This window comes from Rhodococcus sp. MT28, assembly GCF_058792695.1.
Window position 1 is genome coordinate 443,267 of sequence record NZ_JBXAFD010000005.1, and the last position, 16,928, is coordinate 460,194.

At 61.5% G+C, this 16,928-nt stretch carries 17 protein-coding genes; all 17 read left to right on the plus strand.

Going from position 1 to position 16,928, the window contains the following annotated elements; genetic code table 11:
* Positions 1-6 precede the first annotated feature (6 nt).
* The 17 genes from AC1Q6C_RS21965 (at position 7) to AC1Q6C_RS22045 (ending at position 16,919) form a co-directional block, all read left to right on the plus strand.
* Positions 7-1,605 (plus strand): hypothetical protein, encoded by a 1,599-nt coding sequence (locus AC1Q6C_RS21965; RefSeq protein ID WP_492666795.1) that lies wholly within the window; start codon positions 7-9, stop codon positions 1,603-1,605.
* Between the two features lie 3 nt (positions 1,606-1,608).
* The gene (locus AC1Q6C_RS21970) at positions 1,609-3,693 is read left to right on the plus strand and encodes a phage minor capsid protein (RefSeq protein ID WP_492666796.1); all 2,085 of its coding nucleotides are present in this window, start codon (positions 1,609-1,611) and stop codon (positions 3,691-3,693) included.
* A 132-nt stretch (positions 3,694-3,825) separates the two neighbouring features.
* Positions 3,826-4,374: a hypothetical protein gene (locus AC1Q6C_RS21975; RefSeq protein ID WP_492666797.1), complete on the plus strand. Its 549-nt coding sequence runs from the start codon at positions 3,826-3,828 to the stop codon at positions 4,372-4,374.
* A gap of 18 nt (positions 4,375-4,392) precedes the next feature.
* Positions 4,393-5,628 carry an SU10 major capsid protein gene (locus AC1Q6C_RS21980; protein WP_492666798.1) on the plus strand — a complete coding sequence of 412 codons (1,236 nt, stop codon included), beginning with the start codon at positions 4,393-4,395 and terminating at the stop codon, positions 5,626-5,628.
* A gap of 203 nt (positions 5,629-5,831) precedes the next feature.
* Positions 5,832-6,041 carry a hypothetical protein gene (locus tag AC1Q6C_RS21985; protein WP_143542664.1) on the plus strand — a complete coding sequence of 70 codons (210 nt, stop codon included), beginning with the start codon at positions 5,832-5,834 and terminating at the stop codon, positions 6,039-6,041.
* 2 nt (positions 6,042-6,043) lie between these two features.
* Positions 6,044-6,457: a hypothetical protein gene (locus tag AC1Q6C_RS21990; protein ID WP_492666799.1), complete on the plus strand. Its 414-nt coding sequence runs from the start codon at positions 6,044-6,046 to the stop codon at positions 6,455-6,457.
* Positions 6,458-6,608: 151 nt separating this feature from the next.
* On the plus strand, positions 6,609-6,947 hold the full coding sequence (locus AC1Q6C_RS21995) for a hypothetical protein (protein ID WP_228232581.1): 339 nt from the start codon (positions 6,609-6,611) through the stop codon (positions 6,945-6,947).
* Positions 6,948-6,957: 10 nt separating this feature from the next.
* Complete coding sequence (locus AC1Q6C_RS22000; protein WP_492666800.1) at positions 6,958-7,350, plus strand: DUF3307 domain-containing protein; 393 nt, start codon at positions 6,958-6,960, stop codon at positions 7,348-7,350.
* A gap of 4 nt (positions 7,351-7,354) precedes the next feature.
* Positions 7,355-7,678 carry a hypothetical protein gene (locus tag AC1Q6C_RS22005; protein WP_492666801.1) on the plus strand — a complete coding sequence of 108 codons (324 nt, stop codon included), beginning with the start codon at positions 7,355-7,357 and terminating at the stop codon, positions 7,676-7,678.
* Positions 7,675-8,127 (plus strand): phage tail terminator protein, encoded by a 453-nt coding sequence (locus AC1Q6C_RS22010; protein ID WP_492666802.1) that lies wholly within the window; start codon positions 7,675-7,677, stop codon positions 8,125-8,127. Before AC1Q6C_RS22005 ends, AC1Q6C_RS22010 begins: the two co-directional genes overlap by 4 nt.
* On the plus strand, positions 8,124-8,870 hold the full coding sequence (locus tag AC1Q6C_RS22015) for a phage tail tube protein (RefSeq protein WP_492666803.1): 747 nt from the start codon (positions 8,124-8,126) through the stop codon (positions 8,868-8,870). The genes AC1Q6C_RS22010 and AC1Q6C_RS22015 overlap by 4 nt, the downstream gene beginning before the upstream one ends.
* 30 nt (positions 8,871-8,900) lie before the next feature.
* A complete protein-coding gene (locus tag AC1Q6C_RS22020; RefSeq protein ID WP_492666804.1) occupies positions 8,901-9,329 on the plus strand; it encodes a DUF7426 family protein in 429 nt (142 codons plus the stop codon).
* Positions 9,330-9,439: 110 nt separating this feature from the next.
* Complete coding sequence (locus AC1Q6C_RS22025; protein ID WP_452624025.1) at positions 9,440-9,577, plus strand: hypothetical protein; 138 nt, start codon at positions 9,440-9,442, stop codon at positions 9,575-9,577.
* Positions 9,577-9,981, plus strand: coding sequence for a DUF7426 family protein (locus AC1Q6C_RS22030; protein WP_492666805.1), 405 nt, complete (start codon positions 9,577-9,579; stop codon positions 9,979-9,981). The genes AC1Q6C_RS22025 and AC1Q6C_RS22030 overlap by 1 nt, the downstream gene beginning before the upstream one ends.
* Before the next feature lie 57 nt (positions 9,982-10,038).
* Complete coding sequence (locus tag AC1Q6C_RS22035) at positions 10,039-14,523, plus strand: phage tail tape measure protein (protein WP_492666806.1); 4,485 nt, start codon at positions 10,039-10,041, stop codon at positions 14,521-14,523.
* Between the two features lie 170 nt (positions 14,524-14,693).
* Positions 14,694-15,338 carry a hypothetical protein gene (locus AC1Q6C_RS22040; protein ID WP_492666807.1) on the plus strand — a complete coding sequence of 215 codons (645 nt, stop codon included), beginning with the start codon at positions 14,694-14,696 and terminating at the stop codon, positions 15,336-15,338.
* Positions 15,339-16,919 (plus strand): Gp37-like protein, encoded by a 1,581-nt coding sequence (locus tag AC1Q6C_RS22045; protein WP_492666808.1) that lies wholly within the window; start codon positions 15,339-15,341, stop codon positions 16,917-16,919. It begins immediately after the preceding gene.
* Positions 16,920-16,928 lie beyond the last annotated feature (9 nt).

Below are 16,928 nucleotides of genomic sequence, written 5' to 3' on the forward strand. Positions count from 1 at the left end.
GGCCGCATGATCGAAGCGAACATGGCGTGGCCGCCGACCGCGCTGGCGAAAGTCTCCGCACGAGTCCGCGAATCACAAGTGTGGTGGGAAGGCGACGTACTCAAACTCGACGACTTCTACCGCACCAACCCCAACCGTCGTTCATTCGCACAAGCCGGCGTCGTCGGTAAGGTCTCCGACTTCCTGTACGGGAAACCCGAGTCCGCGTCGAAGCCGTCGCGTAAGCTGCACGTCCCGATCCCCGCTGACATCGCGAAACTGTCAGCATCGGAACTAGGTTCGGAACCGCTCACCATCATCGATCCCACTGGCAACAAGGCGTTGCAAGACCGCGTGGACCTGATCTTCAACACCCCCACCTTCCACGGTGACCTGTTCACCGCGTTCGAATCGTGCTCGGCGTTGGGTGGCTGCTATCAACGGGTCGTATGGGACGACACGGTCGCCGACAATGCGTGGATCGATTTCGTGGATGTCGACAAGGCAATCCCCGAGTTCGCCTGGGGCCGTTTGAAAGCTGTCACATTCTGGTCGGAGCTCGCTGGGTCGGATGAGCGGGACGTGTGGCGGCACCTGGAACGGTACGAGAAGGGCCGCATCCTGCACTCCCTCTACAAGGGGACACCGACGAACCTCGGGACAGCGATGGACCTTCAAGCGCACCCCGACACCGCGGGAATCGAACTCGACAGCTTCGATGACACGGCCGGCGGATACGTCAGCCTCGGCGTCGACGAACTCGCTGCCCGATACGTCCCGAACGTGCTCCCGAACCCGGAGTGGCGCAACGACCCCACACTGCGACACCTCGGACTGGCAGACATCCGACAGGACCTGTTCCCACTCTTCCAAGGCCTCGACCTGATCTATTCGTCGCTGCCTCGTGAGTTCCGGATCGGTCAGGCACGCATGTTCGCCTCCGAACAACTGCTCACCAACCACGGCCCTGGCCGGGGTGTGTCACTCCCTGAGGACCAGGAGATATTCCAACAGGTCGGGCAGGGCATCGGCGGCGACGGCAACCTCGAATCGAAGTTCGAGTTCCATCAACCGGCGCTGCGGGTACTTGAGCATGATCAGGGCGCGGAACTGTTGTTGCGTCGTGTCTTGTCGACGACCGGATACAGCCCGGTGTCGTTCGGCATGTCCGACGAGGTCGCTCAGACCGCGACAGAGGCTACGGGCAAGAAAGAACTGACGGTCAAGACCACGAAGGGCAAGGCCCGCTATTGGGGTGCTGCTCTCGGTCCGTTGGCGACGATTTGCATGCAGATAGATGCCGCCAAGTTCCCCGGTAAGGGTGTTGCACCTTCGGAGGAGTTGGAGATCGAGTGGCCGAAGTTCGCTCGTGAATCGGATGAGGCGAAGTCTCGGACGGTTCAGGGTTGGGAAGCCGGTCGTGCTGCGTCGACTCACACGAAAGTCTCGTTTCTGCATGAGGACTGGGATGAGGAGCGGATCGAGGAGGAAGTGAAGCGGATCGACGAAAAGGACCAGGTTCCTTCGCCGTTCGGGTCGCTTCCTCCGGATCAGAATCCTGACCCGAACATCCCGCCTGAACCGCCTGAACCTCCGGTCGATGAGGTCAAACCCGCTGAGGAGTAGGCGATGGCGCTCGACCCGTCCGAAGCAGCAGGCCTCCCCGACGAACTCATCAACCTCTACACCGAAGCCGAGTTGGCTCTGATGTCGATGCTCGCCGAAGCGATCGTGGCGGGCATCGACACGCCAGAGTGGGAAGCACGGCAGCCGGCGGAGATGTTGCGGTTTCGGCAGCAGGCTCAGTTGTTGGCGTTGCAGTTGCAATCCCAGATGCCTGCACTGGTTGAGGGTGCGGTTGCGGGTGCTGCGGAGCGGGGCAGGGAGGCTGCGGACGAGGACTTGAAGGCGTTGCCGAAGGTGCCGCCGGTTCCGCCTGTGACACCTGCTCGGGATCGGAAGACTCGGGCCGCTATCTACGCGGGGCAGCAGGTGCTCTCTTCTGTGACTGCTCGGATTCCGGGTGCTGCGGGGGAGTTGCATTCGCAGGTGACAACGCAGATCATCGCCCGCCATTCGGGTCAGACTGGTACACGCCTGGATGCAGCACAACAAGCCCTCGACATCCTCACCAAACGTGGCGTGACCGGATTCCGAGATGCTGCCGGCCGCAACTGGTCCCTCGCCTCGTATATCGAGATGAAGTCGCGGACCATCGTCAACCAAGAGTTGATTGATGGGCATACGGATCGGATGTTGGAGCGCGGTCAAACCCTGATCGTCGTGTCCTCGCACAGCAATCCGGCACCGCAATGCCAACCCTACGAAGGGCAAGTCCTCTCGTTGGATGGCGAGGCAGGAACGGTGATCCGGCCCAATGCGACCGGCGGGCGTGCAGTGAAGGTGAAGATCAAAGCCACACTGCGAGAAGCCCGCTCGAAAGGCTTCCAGCACCCGAATTGCTTCCCGGCAGGCGTCCTGGTTTCAGTTCCCAGCGGGATACGTGCTGGCGACAGTCGGTGGTACGAGGGCGAGATGGTCGTCATCCACACTGCCAGCGGAGTAGAACTCTCCGTCACCCCAAATCACCCGGTACTGACGCCGGAAGGTTGGGTCGCGGCGGGACTGCTCAACGTAGGCAGCAATGTCATGCGCCACGGCAGCCTGGTCGAAGGACTTCCAGTTGAGGTCCCAGACGATCAGCATGTTCCAGCCCGCATTGGCGATGTCTTCGATGCGCTGAGGCATACGAGCGGCGTGACGGCCGTAAGCATGCCAGCCGCCGCCGAACAGTTCCACGGCGACGGGGGAGGCTCCGATGTCCAGGTTGTATTTGCTGACCGCTTGTTGCAGCACAGTGTCGATGCCGAGATTGTTGAGGGCGGACGCAAGGTGCCGCTCTTGTTCGGTGGCGTGAGACTGAGCGAGTTGCTTCCCGAGCGCACGCCGTTCGAGGTCGTCAAGCGTTCGAGTCTTGCCACGGACAGCGTGGTGAGCGGCTTGGGTTTGCAGTCGCCGTTCGATCGGGGACAGCTTGGCCCACTGAAGTCTTCCAGCTTCACTGGCGTCTCTGGTCTCGGCGTACTTGCGGAGGACGGTGGAGACGGTGGCTTGATGCTTGCCGACGACAGCGCCGATCTCGGCTTGGGACATGCCGGATTCGTAGAGTCGGATCGCCTCGGTGGTCCAGTCGGGCCCGATTGCGTTGGCACTTCGGAGGGCGTCGGCTTCGGCTCTGGTGCGAGCAATGCCTCGCTTGGACATCTGGTTTCGGATGTACGAGGGACTGAGGTCGAACATGCTCGTGAGACTCTTCATGCTCTCGCCGGCTTGGTAGCGGCCGATCAGGTCGTCCATGTCGAACGGAGGGAGTTTGCGGGGCATGTGTACAACCTCGAATCTGGAAGTGGTTGGTATGTAGCCGATTCCATAATTGTACACAACTGCGGACACGCTGTCAGCGCGTTCATCCCTGGTGGGTCGCGGACGTTCGAAACCAAGCCAGACCCGGCAGGGTACGCAGCTTCTCAGAAGCAGCGGGCGATGGAGCGGGACATCCGTGACACCCGTAAGCAGCAGGCCGTCGCAGTCACCCCAGCGAGGAAGCGCGAGTTGGCTGCCCGGTTGAAGGCGCAGCGAGCCGCGATCGCCGCTCACACCGCGCAACACGACCTGAAGCGCCGGCTCAACCGAGAACGACTCGGCGCACGCTGATCTATCGGGTTTTCCCAATACACGCTGATAGATCCCCAGAGTTTCCCGCCGCATGGCGGAACCAATCCCGTTGACCGCGATGGTCTCCGGGCGATCGATGCTGCGCGACGCAGCACAACCAAGGAGAACACGATGCCCGAAGAGAACACCACCGAAACTTCCACCGAAACCACCGCACCAGCGACCACGGAAACGGCAGCCGCGACGGCAACCGAAACCGGCAAGCCCGAAGAACTCGGAGAAGGCGGCAAAAAGGCACTCGACGCCGAACGCGCCGCCCGCAAGGAAGCGGAAAAGAAACTCTCGGACATCGAAAAGGCGCAGGAGAAGGACCGCCTCGCCAAACTCGAAGGCACCCAGCGCGCCGAAGCGGAACGCGACGCCGAAAAGACACGCGCCGAAGCAGCGGAAGCGAAAGCCGCCGTCTACGAGGCCGCGATGGAACACGGCATCACCGACAAGAAGGACCTCGCGCTCCTGTCGAAGCTTCCCGCCGACCAGGTAGCTGAGGTCGCGAAGCGTCTCGCTGAAGCCAAACCCGCTGCTGCCGGCAAGTCCGGCAACCCAGTCGGGGGAGCCCCCGCGGCCGCGCCGATCGAACAGCAGATCAAGGAAGCGCAGGCGCGAGGTGACTTCACCACGGTGATCGCTCTCAAGCAGCGCCAGCACGCCACCAACTAACCCCCACAGGAGAACACCATGGCCGGATTGACCGGTATCGGAACCACTTTCAACCTTCCCAACTACCACGGTGAACTGTTTCAGCTCACCCCGACTGACACCCCTCTGCTTTCGGCTGTGGGTGGCCTCACTGGCGGCAAGCAGACCGGGGCCACCGAGTTCGAGTGGCAGACCGCGGATCTGCGTGCCCCCGAGTCTCGTCCGCGTCTGGAAGGTGGCGACGCCCCGAACCCCGAGGCACGTGTCCGTGCGAACGTGAAGAACGTCGTGCAGATCTTCCACGAGGCTGTCGGCACGACTTACACGAAGTCTGCGACAGCAGCTCAGGTCGCGACCGCACAGAGCGCACCGTTCAACTCCAGCGATGGTCTCGGTGTCGGGAACCCAGTAGCGAACGAGCATGCGTGGCAGGTGCAGCAGGCACTCACCCAGATCGCAATGGACGCCAACTACTCGTTCTGGCACAGCAAGAAGTTCGTTCCGACCGACAACACGCAGGCCCGCCGCATGGGTGGTCTGCTGTCGTCGATCCAGACGAACAAGTCGTACGCCGTCGCTGAGGTCACCGCCGCTACCGCAACCGACACGGTCACTGTGACCGCTCACGGTCTCGCAGAGGGCGACCAGATCGCTTTCACCGAGGTGGATGCGGCGACTGGCGTTCGTGCGGATCGTTCGTACTTCGTGACCGGCACTCCGACCGCGAACACGTTCAAGGTGTCAGCTTCTCGCGGTGGTGCAGCGATCACGCTCGGCACCGCTGCACCGAAGTTCGTGCGCGTGTCCGGCGCCGGCTCGGCTGGTGTGAGCATCGACGGGATCAACGCTTTCGTACAGGGCATCTTCGACAACGGCGGGCTGACTCAGGGCGCGACTCGCACCCTGTTCGTGCCGTCGATTCAGAAGACGCGCATCACGAAGGCGTACGCCACTGCGTACGGATCGAACGTGAACGGCTCGATCGGCACTTCGACGGGCCACACCATTGGTGGTGTCGCGGTCGATCGGATCGTCACTGACTTCGGTGACCTGAACATCGTCGTCGACCGCGCTCTCCCGAAGGACGCGATCGTGGCCCTGTCGTTGGAGCAGATCGAACCTGTGTTCCTATCCGTCCCCGGCAAGGGCGTCCTCTTCGAGGAAGAGCTCGCTAAGACGGGTGCGACGGACAAGACGCAGATCTACGGCGAGATCGGGTTGAAGTACGGCAACGAGCGCGCCCACGGTGTGCTTCGTGGCCTCGCTGTCGCGTAGCACCTGATGCCCACCCCCCGAGTCGCCTCACTGTGCGGCTCGGGGCAGGTGGGACCAACGCTTGATGGTTGGTGCGTTTCTACGTGCCCGGCAACGGCTCATAGACCCACGTTAAGACCGCTTGAGGGGTTCACCGCCGGGTTCCTTTCCCCCTTGCAGCAGCGCGATCTGCGCACCAACCATCAACACCCCGAGGAGTTTTCGTGTCTGATCTACCCACCACATTCAAGCGGCGGGACTTGATGGCCGCACTTGAACACCTCGGCATCCCCACTTCGGGTACACGCCGTGTCCAGATCTTTCCGGATTGCATCATCGTGGAGCAGTTGCGGCGCGACGCGTCCGGTTCCCTGTTCTCGGCTGGGGCCGATGTCGCGACCGTCAAGACGGTCATCGGCTTGGAGAAGGAGTAACCGTGCTCGTCTATGCCGATGCTGACAACCTGGCCGCATGGCTCGGTGAGCCCGCACCCGACAACGCAACCTCACTTCTACGCCACGCATCGTCGCGGGTCGCGAACGCGTGTCGCTGCGACATCTACGACACCCAGCCGAGCGGTCTCCCTGTCGATGACGACATTCGGGAGGCGTTGCGCGATGCGACGTGCGCGCAGGCTGAACGGTGGTCGGCGTTGAAGGTGGATCCGGCTGCTGGTGCCGGTGGCTTCGACGTGCAGATCACATCATCCAGCATTGATGGTTCGTCGTTGTCGACGACAGCTGCGACGGTGGACGCTGCCCGCGCCGAAGCGTTGAACGGGCTCTGCGAACTGTCGGTGTCGATCCTGCGGAATGCAGGTCTCGCTAGTTCGTTGGTGAGGTCGTCGTGAACCCGATGGATGCGGCGTTGGCCGCTATCGACGCTGAGATCACGGCGTCTCGTGGCGATCGGGTTGAGCTGGATCATGATTTGACTGAGTCTCGCGGGTATCGGCGTGGTCTTGCGTACGCGCATTTCCTGATTCGTGAGGCGGTGGGGTCGTGAATGCGGCTGACGCGATCGCAGCGGCGTGGTTTGTGTGGCCGGTTTCGGTGCAGCGGCATGCGGGCGAAGGTCCGTACGAGCCGGCGTTCGATCCGGCGGTGACTGTGCTCGGGAAGATCACCACGAAACGCAAGTTGGTGCGTGCCGCTGATGGTTCGGAGGTCATCTCCGAGGCGCGGGTGAGTATGCATGTCAACACTGCACTTATTCCTGTCGGCTCGCTGGTGACTTTTCCGCCCGAGTTTGGTGGACGCACGGCTGTGGTGTTGGCGGAGCAACGCCATGACGACGGCAACGGTTTGACCCCCAACTTCTACAGCATCGACCTCACCTAGGAGCGTGCTCGTGATCATCGCCAACGTCATCGCGTTGACTCTCGTCGCTCACCTCGTGGGCGACTACGTCTTCCAATCGCATTGGATGGCAACGGAGAAGACGAAGCATTGGTGGCCCGCGATAGTTCACGCAGTCACTTACGGTCTTCCATTCCTGTTGATCACGCAGTCCCTAGCGGCTCTGGCTGTCATTGTCGGAACTCACGCGGTGATCGACCGATACAGGTTGGCGCGCCACCTCGTATGGCTGAAGAACCAGGTCGGCCCAAAAGCGTTCAGGCCTGGTCACACCGCGACTGGATATCCAGAGGAGACCCCGACATGGTTGGCATTCTGGCTTTTGATCATCTTCGACAACGCATTGCATATGGGCATCAACGTCGCCGCTGTGGTTTGGCTGTGATCGCATGAGTACTGCTCTGAACTTTCCGATCCAGCCGATCCGCTCCGCGATTACCGATGGCTTGCATGACGCGGCCGAAGTGATCAAGCAGGAGTCAATCGAGCGCACCCCGAAAGAAACCGGCGAACTCCGAAACGACTGCACAACAGCCGCAGAAGGATTCGAAGCAGTCGTCTACTACTCGAAGCCGTACGCCGCGAAGCAGCACGAGGAACTCGGATATCACCATCAGGATGGTGAGGCGAAGTTCCTGGAGAACGCGTGCATCGCGAAAGCCCCGATCGTCGGGCAGATCCTCGCTGAGGCGATACGGAGGCAACTCGGATGACACTCGTTCGGGCACCGGACACAGTTGAACTCCTCGAAGCCCTCGCCCAACACCTCACCAACCTCGGACTCGCACGCTACGCACCGAACTACGTCGGTGAAGGCCTCCCCGCGATCTTCTTCGGGCAACTCCCCGACAAACCAGACACGGCGATCCTCCTCAACAGCTACAACGACGACCGGACACGGGACGCAGCGACACCCGACTACTACGTCCAACTCCGATTCAGGGCAGCTGGCCGTGACCCTCGCACCGTCAACAGGTTGGCAGACAGCGTGTTCCGCGCCCTCGACGACAGGCTGCATGAGCGCAGCAACACCGTGTGGGCGGGCGTCAACATCCTGTCCTGCATCCGGCACATCACAGGCCCCATCGCCCCCGATGCGAACAACCGCTACACCCGCCCCGATTCGTACACCATCACCACAAACCCAGGAGCAACCTCATGACCGCACCCACACAGTCACTTTCGTCCACACTCGCACGCGACTGGATCCTCGAAGTAACCGAAGACGGAACCAGCTTCCTCCGAGTCCGCGGACTCTCCTCCGTCGCACCCATCTTCGAAGGCTCCGAACAGGACGACTCCGACATCGACTCGGAAGGGTTCGCGTCGCAGATCGTCACCGGCCTCGCATTCCGCATCGAGGGCGGCGGCAAGCGCAAAGGTGAGAACACTGCCGGCTTCGTCGACGATCCCGGTCAGGCACTGCTTCGCCGCAAGGGCCGCAAGACCGGCGCCGACAACATCGTCACTGCCCGCATCTACCGTCGTGATGCCCTGCCGGACGCCCACGAGGCGGAGACCACCGTCAAGTGGACGGACAGCGCTGCGGGTGACACGAATGCGTTGCAGGAGTTCAGCTTCACCCTGTCGGGTCGCGGCAAGCCCCGCGACATCGTGAAGCCGCTGGTGCCTTCGGGCGCGCAGGTGTTCTCGGTCGGCGTTGGCGCTGCCACCGCAGGCACGTTCACCCTGACGTGGAACGGCAAGACCACGTCGGCTCTCGCCTACAACGCGACCGCCGCTGCGATCAAGACTGCTCTCGTCGCCCTCGACGATGGCTACGTGGCAGCGGACTTCACAACCTCCGGCACTGCACCGACCTGGTCGGTCACTGTCCCCGGCGGCACTGTGACCGGCGACGGCACTGGCCTCACAGGCGGCGCACTCACCATCGCCGCTGCCTAACCAGCACCCCTTCTGAAAGGTTGCACTTGTATGCGTGACCTCGCAGAACTCATGGACCCGGAACTCGTGCTACCTATCGGTGGGCGCGAGTTCCGGGTTTCATGCAGTGCCGAGCAAGGCCTGCACATCATGATGTTGTTGAGTTCAGAAGTTCGGCTGGATGATGAGCAGGAACGCGCCGAAATCATCTACGTTCTCGGCGACACCTATCAGGAAATGGTCGACGCCGGCGTTTCGTGGCCGAAGATCGTTCTCGCTGGGCGCGTTGCGATGGCCTTTGTTTTGAAGCCTGAGCGGGCGCAACAGGTGTGGGAGTCGGCGGGTGGAGTCTTGGCGGGAAATCCCCTGCCCCCACCCCCGAACCAATCGAGAGTGGGGGCGACCCTAGCCCGCAAGATCTTTCAGCCCCGGGAACCTATGGACCGGATGATCCTGGCGGCGGCCCGTACGACGAAGTAACCGGCGTCCGAGACTGGTACAACCAGGCACCCGGCAAAACCCCGTCCGACGAAACAGTCGATCGGCCGTGGACTGATGTCCTCAACCACTGGCACGCAATCGAACTCGACTTGGATGCGAACGGTCACGACATCGAATCCGGGCTACTCGAAGCCCGCACGTGGCGGTGGCTGAAACTGCGCATCGACCACTACGCATCCACCCCCGGCACCAACCTCTGGGACGCCCTACACCCGAAAGCAGTCTGATGGCTTACAAGGATTTGGATACTTTCTTCGACCCGGATCTGAAGTTACCGATCCGCGGGAAGACGTACACCGTGCCCGCGCCCGGTGCGCCCGAGGCTGCACGACTCCGCAAACAGGTCATCGCGGAAGGTGTACCGCCCGTCGAGCAGGTGTTCGAGGCACTGAAAATCCTCGGCGCCGAGATAGACCCGGAAACCGAACTGTGGTCAGGCGGCGTCTACGACGAGATGGTCGCCGACAACCTGCCCTGGCCCATGATCTTCCACGCCGGCCGCACCGCAATCATCCACTACGGCTTCACCGCCGACATGGGCGAAGCGCACTGGGCACTCGCACAACTCGGCAAACTCGTCGACCTCGAACAGGCCACCGAGTTCCTCGCCACGATCAAACCGAAAACCTGAACACTGGAGGGCTGACCCTTGGCGCTTGACGTAGGCGAACTGGTAGCCCGACTAACAATGGACGACTCGCGCTTCATCCAAGGCGCGCAGAACTCCGAACGGGCAATGACACGGCTCGGCGACGCCGCGACCACCTCAGCTGCGACCGTTCAGCAAGCCACCAACAGGCAAGCAGCGTCATACACGCAGTTGGCTCGCGACGTGGAACGCAACGAACAGGCAATGATCACGGCCCGTAATCGCGCTGGCACAGCACGCGAGGCGGCAGCAACAGCGGAACGTCGATACCAGCAGATTCAGCAGGATTCGAGCTCAACAGCTGAGCAGGTTGCGACTGCGGAACGTCAGGCAGAGCAGGCACGTTCCAACGCGATCCGGTCGATCGACCGAGCGCAAGCAGCTATCGACACCTACACAGTGTCGCAGCGGCAGGCGACAACTGCGGCCGAGCGGATGGCGCAGAGCACGCAGCAAGCCGATCAGGAAGTTCGGCAGCTCGGCAACAATAGTGACGAGGCAGCTCGAAGTGTGTCCCGCATCGGTGACGCTGCGGGTTCCGCGGTGTCGGGTATGGCGCGGGTTGGTGGCGCCATTTCGTCGAGTGCAGGGCACAACACTGCTGGATCGTTTCTCGCCGGTTTCTCTGACCGTCTAGGCGATTTGGCTGGTAAGACAGGTCCGATCGCTGGTTCTCTGCTCGGTGTCGCTGTCCTCGGATTGGCAGCCGGCGCCGCCCTAGCTGCCGCCATCCAAGACGGCATGCAGCAGGAGATGGACCAAGACCTCTTCCAGGCGCAGACAGGTGGCACAGAAGGACAGGCCCGGAAGTTCGGTCTCGCAGCAGGTGAGTCCTACGCGGACGCGTTCGGCGAATCCGTCGAAGGGAACCTTGCGACCGCGAAAGCAGCACTCGCAAGCGGACTACTTGATCCGGCCGCAACACAACGTGACGCCGAGAAGATGATCAACAGCCTCGACGGTGTCGCCACGATCATCGGCGACGAGATTCCCGCGGTCGCGAAAGCCGCAGGCCAGGCCATTAAGACGGGGTTCGCTGTCGATGCGCAGGACGCTTTCGACCTCATCGTCAAAGGCTCTCAGATGGGTCTCAATGTCAGTGAGGACTGGCTGGACACAATCAACGAGTACGGCACCCAGTTCCGGAAGCTCGGGTTGTCGGGGGCTGATGGTATCGGCCTGATGTCGCAGGCATTGAAGGCTGGCGCACGTGACACTGACCTCGCAGCGGATGCGTTGAAGGAGTTCAGTATCCGGGCGATCGACGGTTCGAAGTCGAGCGCGGAGGGCTATGCCGCGATCGGCCAGAACGCCGAGGAGATGACTGCGAAGATCGCCAAGGGCGGTGAGGATGCCCGCGAAGGTTTGGGCATCGTCCTCGAAGGTCTCCGAAACATCGAGGATCCGGCTGAGCGCGCTACTGCCGCCGTCGCACTGTTCGGCACCCAGTCCGAGGACTTGGGTGAAGCGCTGTACGCGATGGACCTGTCCACCGCGACCGCTGCCCTGAACGATTATGAGGGTGCGGCGTGGCGTGCGATCAACGTGATGGGCGACAACGCCGGCACATCAGTGCAGGGCGCAATGAACTCCATCAGCGTGGCATCGGATGGGATGAAAGCTGCTCTCGCGCAGGCATTCGGCCCGTACATCAAGGACTTCGCTGACAACATCTCAAACAACCGCGCCGGTGTCATTGAGTTTTTCATCGATGTGGGCAATGGTGCGTTCGAGGGTGCGAAGGCTGTGCTCGGGTTCGTCGCTGACGGTATGCGTGGGCTCGCTGAGTTCGCGGGTGCCGGCGCGGACATGTCGGTCAGCATTCTTCGATCGCTCGCTGACATGGTCGGCGGCCTCGACACCTTGTCGACGGTGATCAGCCTGGTCATTCCTGGTTTCGATGCGGGTGTTGGTGGCCTGTCGGACAAGCTGAATGGGATGGCTGACGCTGCCGAGAAGACCGGTGAGGGCATCAAGAATGGCCTGAATCAAGGCGCCGATTTCGTGGATAACACGTTGGTGCCTGCTGTCGATCAAGCTCAGAACCGTTTCAACGAGTTCGCCGGGGACATGAAACTGTCGGCGGCGTTCAACGATGAGTCGGCGAAGGTCAACAAGGCGATCGCTGATATCGGTGTTGGCGCTGATGGTGCTGCGATCAAGATTGAGAACTGGACTGGTTCGATCGATCGCAACAACGAGGCCCAGGTCAAGATGGACGACGGCCTGAGAGGCATGGCGGAGAAGCTTCAAACCCAGATCAAGACGGGTATGGAAGCAGGCAATACCGTCGAGGCTTTGACTGGGCAGTACAACGAAAACTATGACGCCCTTCTCGGGCAGGTCATGGCGACGGGCATGTCCAATCAGGCGGCGGTCGATTACCTTGCGACGCTTGGTTTGACGCCCGAGTTCGTGGACACCACGATCCGACAGCCTGGCATGCCAGAAGCCAAGTACGAGTTGGACGTGTTGAAGGACAAGGTCATCGGTGTCCCGGACTCGAAGACGGTCCACACGCAAGCGTTGACGCAGGATGCACAGGACAATCTGAAGGCTCTTGGGTTCACGGTCGAGAATCTGCCTGATGGGACTGTGAAGGTCACTGCTCCGACTGATGAGACGGAGGCTGCGCTTCGTGCGTGGATCAATCAGCCTCGCAATCTTGTGGTGTTGGTTGATACGCAGCGGACGGCGCAGGCTCAGCGTGATTTCAATGCGTCGGGTCAGCAGGGGCCGGTTGGTCCTGTGCTTCGGCAGGCTGATGGCAGTGTGCGTACTCGTGCGGACGGGATGATCGACACCGCACACATTCAGCAGGGTTCCGGGCAGGGCATCTACACGCGGTCGCCGCTTGGTCCGGTGCAGTACGCGGAAGGTGAAACGCAGTGGGAAGCCTATATTCCGGGGGCGCCGTCGAAGCGGAAACGTTCGGAGGCGATCTTGCAGGATGTGGCTCGCCGCTTCGGATTCGGCCTTGTTCGACCTGACGCTATCAAGATGGCTGATGGTGGTGTCGTCGAGTCGTTCACCGGCATCGCATCCCAACACGCACCAGGACTCCAACTCACCTCGTCCTACCGGGACACCAACGACTACCACGGGCAAGGGAAGGCAGTCGACTACTCCAACGGCTCAGGCAACACCGATGAGCAGTTGGCGTGGGCGAACTACCTCGCCGACAACTACCAGTCGCAGCTGGCGGAGTTGATCTACTCGGATCCGCGGTTCACTCGGAACATCAAGGACGGGAAGATTGTCGACCCGTCGTTCTATGGTGCGGCGACGATGCAGCAGCACGAGAACCATGTGCATGCGGCGTCGAAGGAACCGTTGGGTGCGCCGTCTGGTGCGGGTAAGGATGCGGCTCCTGCTGCTCCGGATACTCGGACGGAGCGGGAGAAGATCGCTGATCAGGTGATCGCGGAAGGTAAGCGCCGCGGCATCAGCGATAAGGGCATCAAGGCCGCGGTCATGACCGCCCTCGCTGAAACCGATTTGCAGAACCTCGATCACGGCATGGATGGCGATAACGCCGGCATCATGCAGCAGCGCGATAACGGTGGTTGGGGCACGTTGGAGGACCGGAAGGATCCGACCAGGGCTGCGGGCATGTTTTACGACAAGCTCGACGACTTCGACTACAACAGCATGTCGGAGGCTGAGGCGGCGCAGAAGGTGCAGCAGTCGGGAACTGCGGATGGTTCGAATTATGCGGTGAAGGCTGCTGAGGCGGACGAGATTATCGCTGCGTCGAATGCTCGCGGTAACGGCAGTCAGATGACTGTTGGGACGACGGATTCGGGTGCTGCGTTGGCGACTGATGGGCAGCGGGTGTTTGTCACCAACTGGCCCGGATCGTCTTCGTCGTCGTATTCGGCGCCTGAGTCGGCGCCGTCGTCGGCGCCGGCTGGTGGTACCTCGGATGCTGCTGGGAAGGATCCGAACCTGATCTGGTCTGGCGGGTTCAAGGTGTTCGAGAACGGCGGCATGAACCTCCCCGACCAAGCCGGCCTCTACAGCGATGGTGCGGATTTGATTCGGTTCGCGGAGAAGGGAACAGGCGGAGAGTCCTACATTCCGCACGCCCCGTCGAAGCGCACCCGTTCAGTCGCGATCACTCGGGAGACTGCACGCCGGTTCGGGTACGAGTTGGTGCCGATGGCTGACGGTGGACTCACAGGCTTCGGAGGCTATGTGGGGGAGAAGCCGGGGTTGAAGGTGCCGACGACGGCGAATGGTCGCAGGGCTTCTGCGTATAACGCTGCGGCGTTCGGTGTGGGTGCAGCATTCGCGCTCGCGTCGGGGTTCGATGCGGACGGGAAGTTCACCGGACAATTCGACACCGGCAGCAACTCTTCCTCCCAGTTGGAGAAGGGGTTCGAGAACGCGACCAAGGAAATTCAGCCGGTCCTCGAACAGATCCTGTTGGCGATCAAGAACCGTGAACCGATCCGAGCTGAGGTGAACGTCGACCGCGACTCGGGCATGGCGAACATCAACATCCTGAAGGGCGGCATATGAGTAGGCGATATGTCCTCGAATGCGCAGACGGGACAGTGTGGGATTTCAACGATCCTGCCTGTCCCGTCTCGTTTCGTACGGAACCCACAGGTACTGAGGGCGCCGAGTTCACACACGATGACCAGAAGAATGTAGGTCAGGCTGGGGTGTCGTGGGTTGCCCGCAATGACATGCCGAACTTCATCGGGCTGGACTGCAAGGTCGGACCTGTCCCGAAGGCTGACGCGTTGCGGCTCGGGAAGCTGTGGCGGCACTCGCTGGGCCGCGGCAAAGAAATACACACCTTCTGGTCGATCACCGAAACTGGTGGCGAGAAATTCCAGTACGTGAGGTTGTCTACGAAGTTCGGGCCGATGGACATACGCCAACTGAGGGATGCTGGGGTTCAGCTGAACGATCCGGCAACGCTGCGGTCGGATGAGACGTGGTGGCGGAAGCGACCTGCCGTCAAGACCTTCAAGGCCGCGGACTTCGCAACAGCCGCTATCGAATCGGAGTCGGATGAGCCGGTGTGGCCACACATCGTCATCACCGGCCCCATCACGCTGCCGAAGATCGGCTGGGCTGGCGAGCTCGTCCCACTGCCCACCATCGCAGCCGGCGACGTGTGGACCATCAACACCGACCCGAACTGGTTCTCCATCAAAGACGGCGCCGGCAACGATCGGTCGTGGATCGCCCGCGCCTGGTACAAGCAGATCCCCGGAAACCCGGCCTGCCCAATCACCGTTCCCATCACGATCCAAGGCACAGGCACCAACACCAACACCTCGGTGAAAGTGACGTTGCCGCAACTATTCAGGGAGGGCTTCTAAATGACTGTCGCCCTCCCCGGATACCCGCGCCCCAACACCACCGAGGTCAAAGGTTTCCGGATCGAGGTCGGTTCACCGGATGCGATGTCATGGCGCCCGTTGGGTGCGTACATGGCGGGAACCACGTTCGAGTGGGATTGGGCGATTCCCACCACCGCGGAAATCTATATTCGTGGCGATCATCCGATGGCGTCGTACCTGTCGCACCCGCGGCGGAAAGTCATCCACATCCGCACCACCCACAATGGAATCCCGTGGGATGGGCGGGTTATGGAGGCTCAAGTCGCGGGCCCGCCAGGCAGGTTGACGATCAAACTTACCTGCGTCTCGAACCTGTTCAAACTGCTGCGGGCGTTGGCATGGGTGAACAACACCCTGCCGCCTGAGATTCAGTTGAACATCACCGGCAAGCAGGACGTTGACTGGGGACCACCCGATCAGGTGATGAAAAAGTACGTGTCGAAGGTGATGACACGACTCCGATCGCCGGTCGTGACTGCTCTGCCGATCCGCAAAACCACACCCGAGTTGCCGGACCTCGACGACATCGACACCCTCGACGACTTGCTGAACATCGTGCACGAGTCACCAGACGACATGATCGTGTTGGCTGCCCGGTTCACCCAACTCGACGAACTGTTCAAGCAGACCGTCGAGACCTACGAGATCGGCTTGTCCATCAACTTGTGGACGCCGGCCGATGGGTTGCCGTCCCCGCACGTCTTCAACACGCACACCCTCTCGATGCTGCAATCCGTCATGGACTACACGTCCGACAACTTCCTGAACTTCACCAACCCCGGAAACATCCTCGGTCTGACAAATCCGTCCGAGTGGGGGAAGTTGCAAAACCCAGGTTTCGTGTTCAACACGCACGCGAAGCGGGACCGGCGCCAGTTTCAGTGGCGCTCTGATGGTGATCAGATCGCATGGATCGAACGGGTCGAAAAGACTGCGGACGCAACGCGTGTTGTGATCGGCGGCAAGGCCCCCGAGATCCTGAATCAGGTCATCGAGTGGGGCGCAAACTTCGCCCTGCAATTGATCCTGAACGCGATCCTCCCAGGGCTCGGTTTGGGCAACATCATCGGCGACCTGTTCGACAACGTGTTCTTCGCATTCCAGCAGTTCTGGGATCCCGAGCTCGAAGCGGATCTCGGCCCGATGGGTCGCGGTGAAGCGTTCGGCGACAACACGTCCGCGTGGTCGCTGGATGGGTTCGCCGTTGGACAGGCAGCGTTGAAGGCGCATTCCGGTTCCGAGGCGATCCGGTTGACGGTCGTCGAGGGCGGCGCGGATGGGCGCGGCTTCACGTTCGGAGAAGACGTCGAAGTGATTGACGGCGTGGAAGTTCACTTCGAGCGCCGCTACAAGGTCGGCGACATCATGACCGTCTGGGATGACGGCGTGGTGATCGAGAAGCACGTGTCGAACGTGAAGATCACCGAGCAGGAAGACGGACGCATGCGGACTGTCACCACGTTCGGTGATGCCATCACTGTCGGTGATGGCTGGGAGCGCGTGTTGAAGAAGGTCCAGACGATCTTCGGCAGCATCCGCGCTATCGCCAACTCAACCTAGGAGAAACAC

Excerpts from the sequence above, each read along its gene's own strand:
- AC1Q6C_RS21965 (WP_492666795.1), top strand. The coding sequence starts at position 7 with ATGATCGAAGCGAACATGGCGTGGCCGCCGACCGCGCTGGCGAAAGTC.
- AC1Q6C_RS21970 (WP_492666796.1), top strand. The coding sequence starts at position 1,609 with ATGGCGCTCGACCCGTCCGAAGCAGCAGGCCTCCCCGACGAACTCATC.
- AC1Q6C_RS21975 (WP_492666797.1), top strand. The coding sequence starts at position 3,826 with ATGCCCGAAGAGAACACCACCGAAACTTCCACCGAAACCACCGCACCA.
- AC1Q6C_RS21980 (WP_492666798.1), top strand. The coding sequence starts at position 4,393 with ATGGCCGGATTGACCGGTATCGGAACCACTTTCAACCTTCCCAACTAC.
- AC1Q6C_RS22005 (WP_492666801.1), top strand. The coding sequence starts at position 7,355 with ATGAGTACTGCTCTGAACTTTCCGATCCAGCCGATCCGCTCCGCGATT.
- AC1Q6C_RS22010 (WP_492666802.1), top strand. The coding sequence starts at position 7,675 with ATGACACTCGTTCGGGCACCGGACACAGTTGAACTCCTCGAAGCCCTC.
- AC1Q6C_RS22015 (WP_492666803.1), top strand. The coding sequence starts at position 8,124 with ATGACCGCACCCACACAGTCACTTTCGTCCACACTCGCACGCGACTGG.
- AC1Q6C_RS22020 (WP_492666804.1), top strand. The coding sequence starts at position 8,901 with ATGCGTGACCTCGCAGAACTCATGGACCCGGAACTCGTGCTACCTATC.
- AC1Q6C_RS22030 (WP_492666805.1), top strand. The coding sequence starts at position 9,577 with ATGGCTTACAAGGATTTGGATACTTTCTTCGACCCGGATCTGAAGTTA.
- AC1Q6C_RS22035 (WP_492666806.1), top strand. The coding sequence starts at position 10,039 with ATGGACGACTCGCGCTTCATCCAAGGCGCGCAGAACTCCGAACGGGCA.
- AC1Q6C_RS22040 (WP_492666807.1), top strand. The coding sequence starts at position 14,694 with ATGCCGAACTTCATCGGGCTGGACTGCAAGGTCGGACCTGTCCCGAAG.
- AC1Q6C_RS22045 (WP_492666808.1), top strand. The coding sequence starts at position 15,339 with ATGACTGTCGCCCTCCCCGGATACCCGCGCCCCAACACCACCGAGGTC.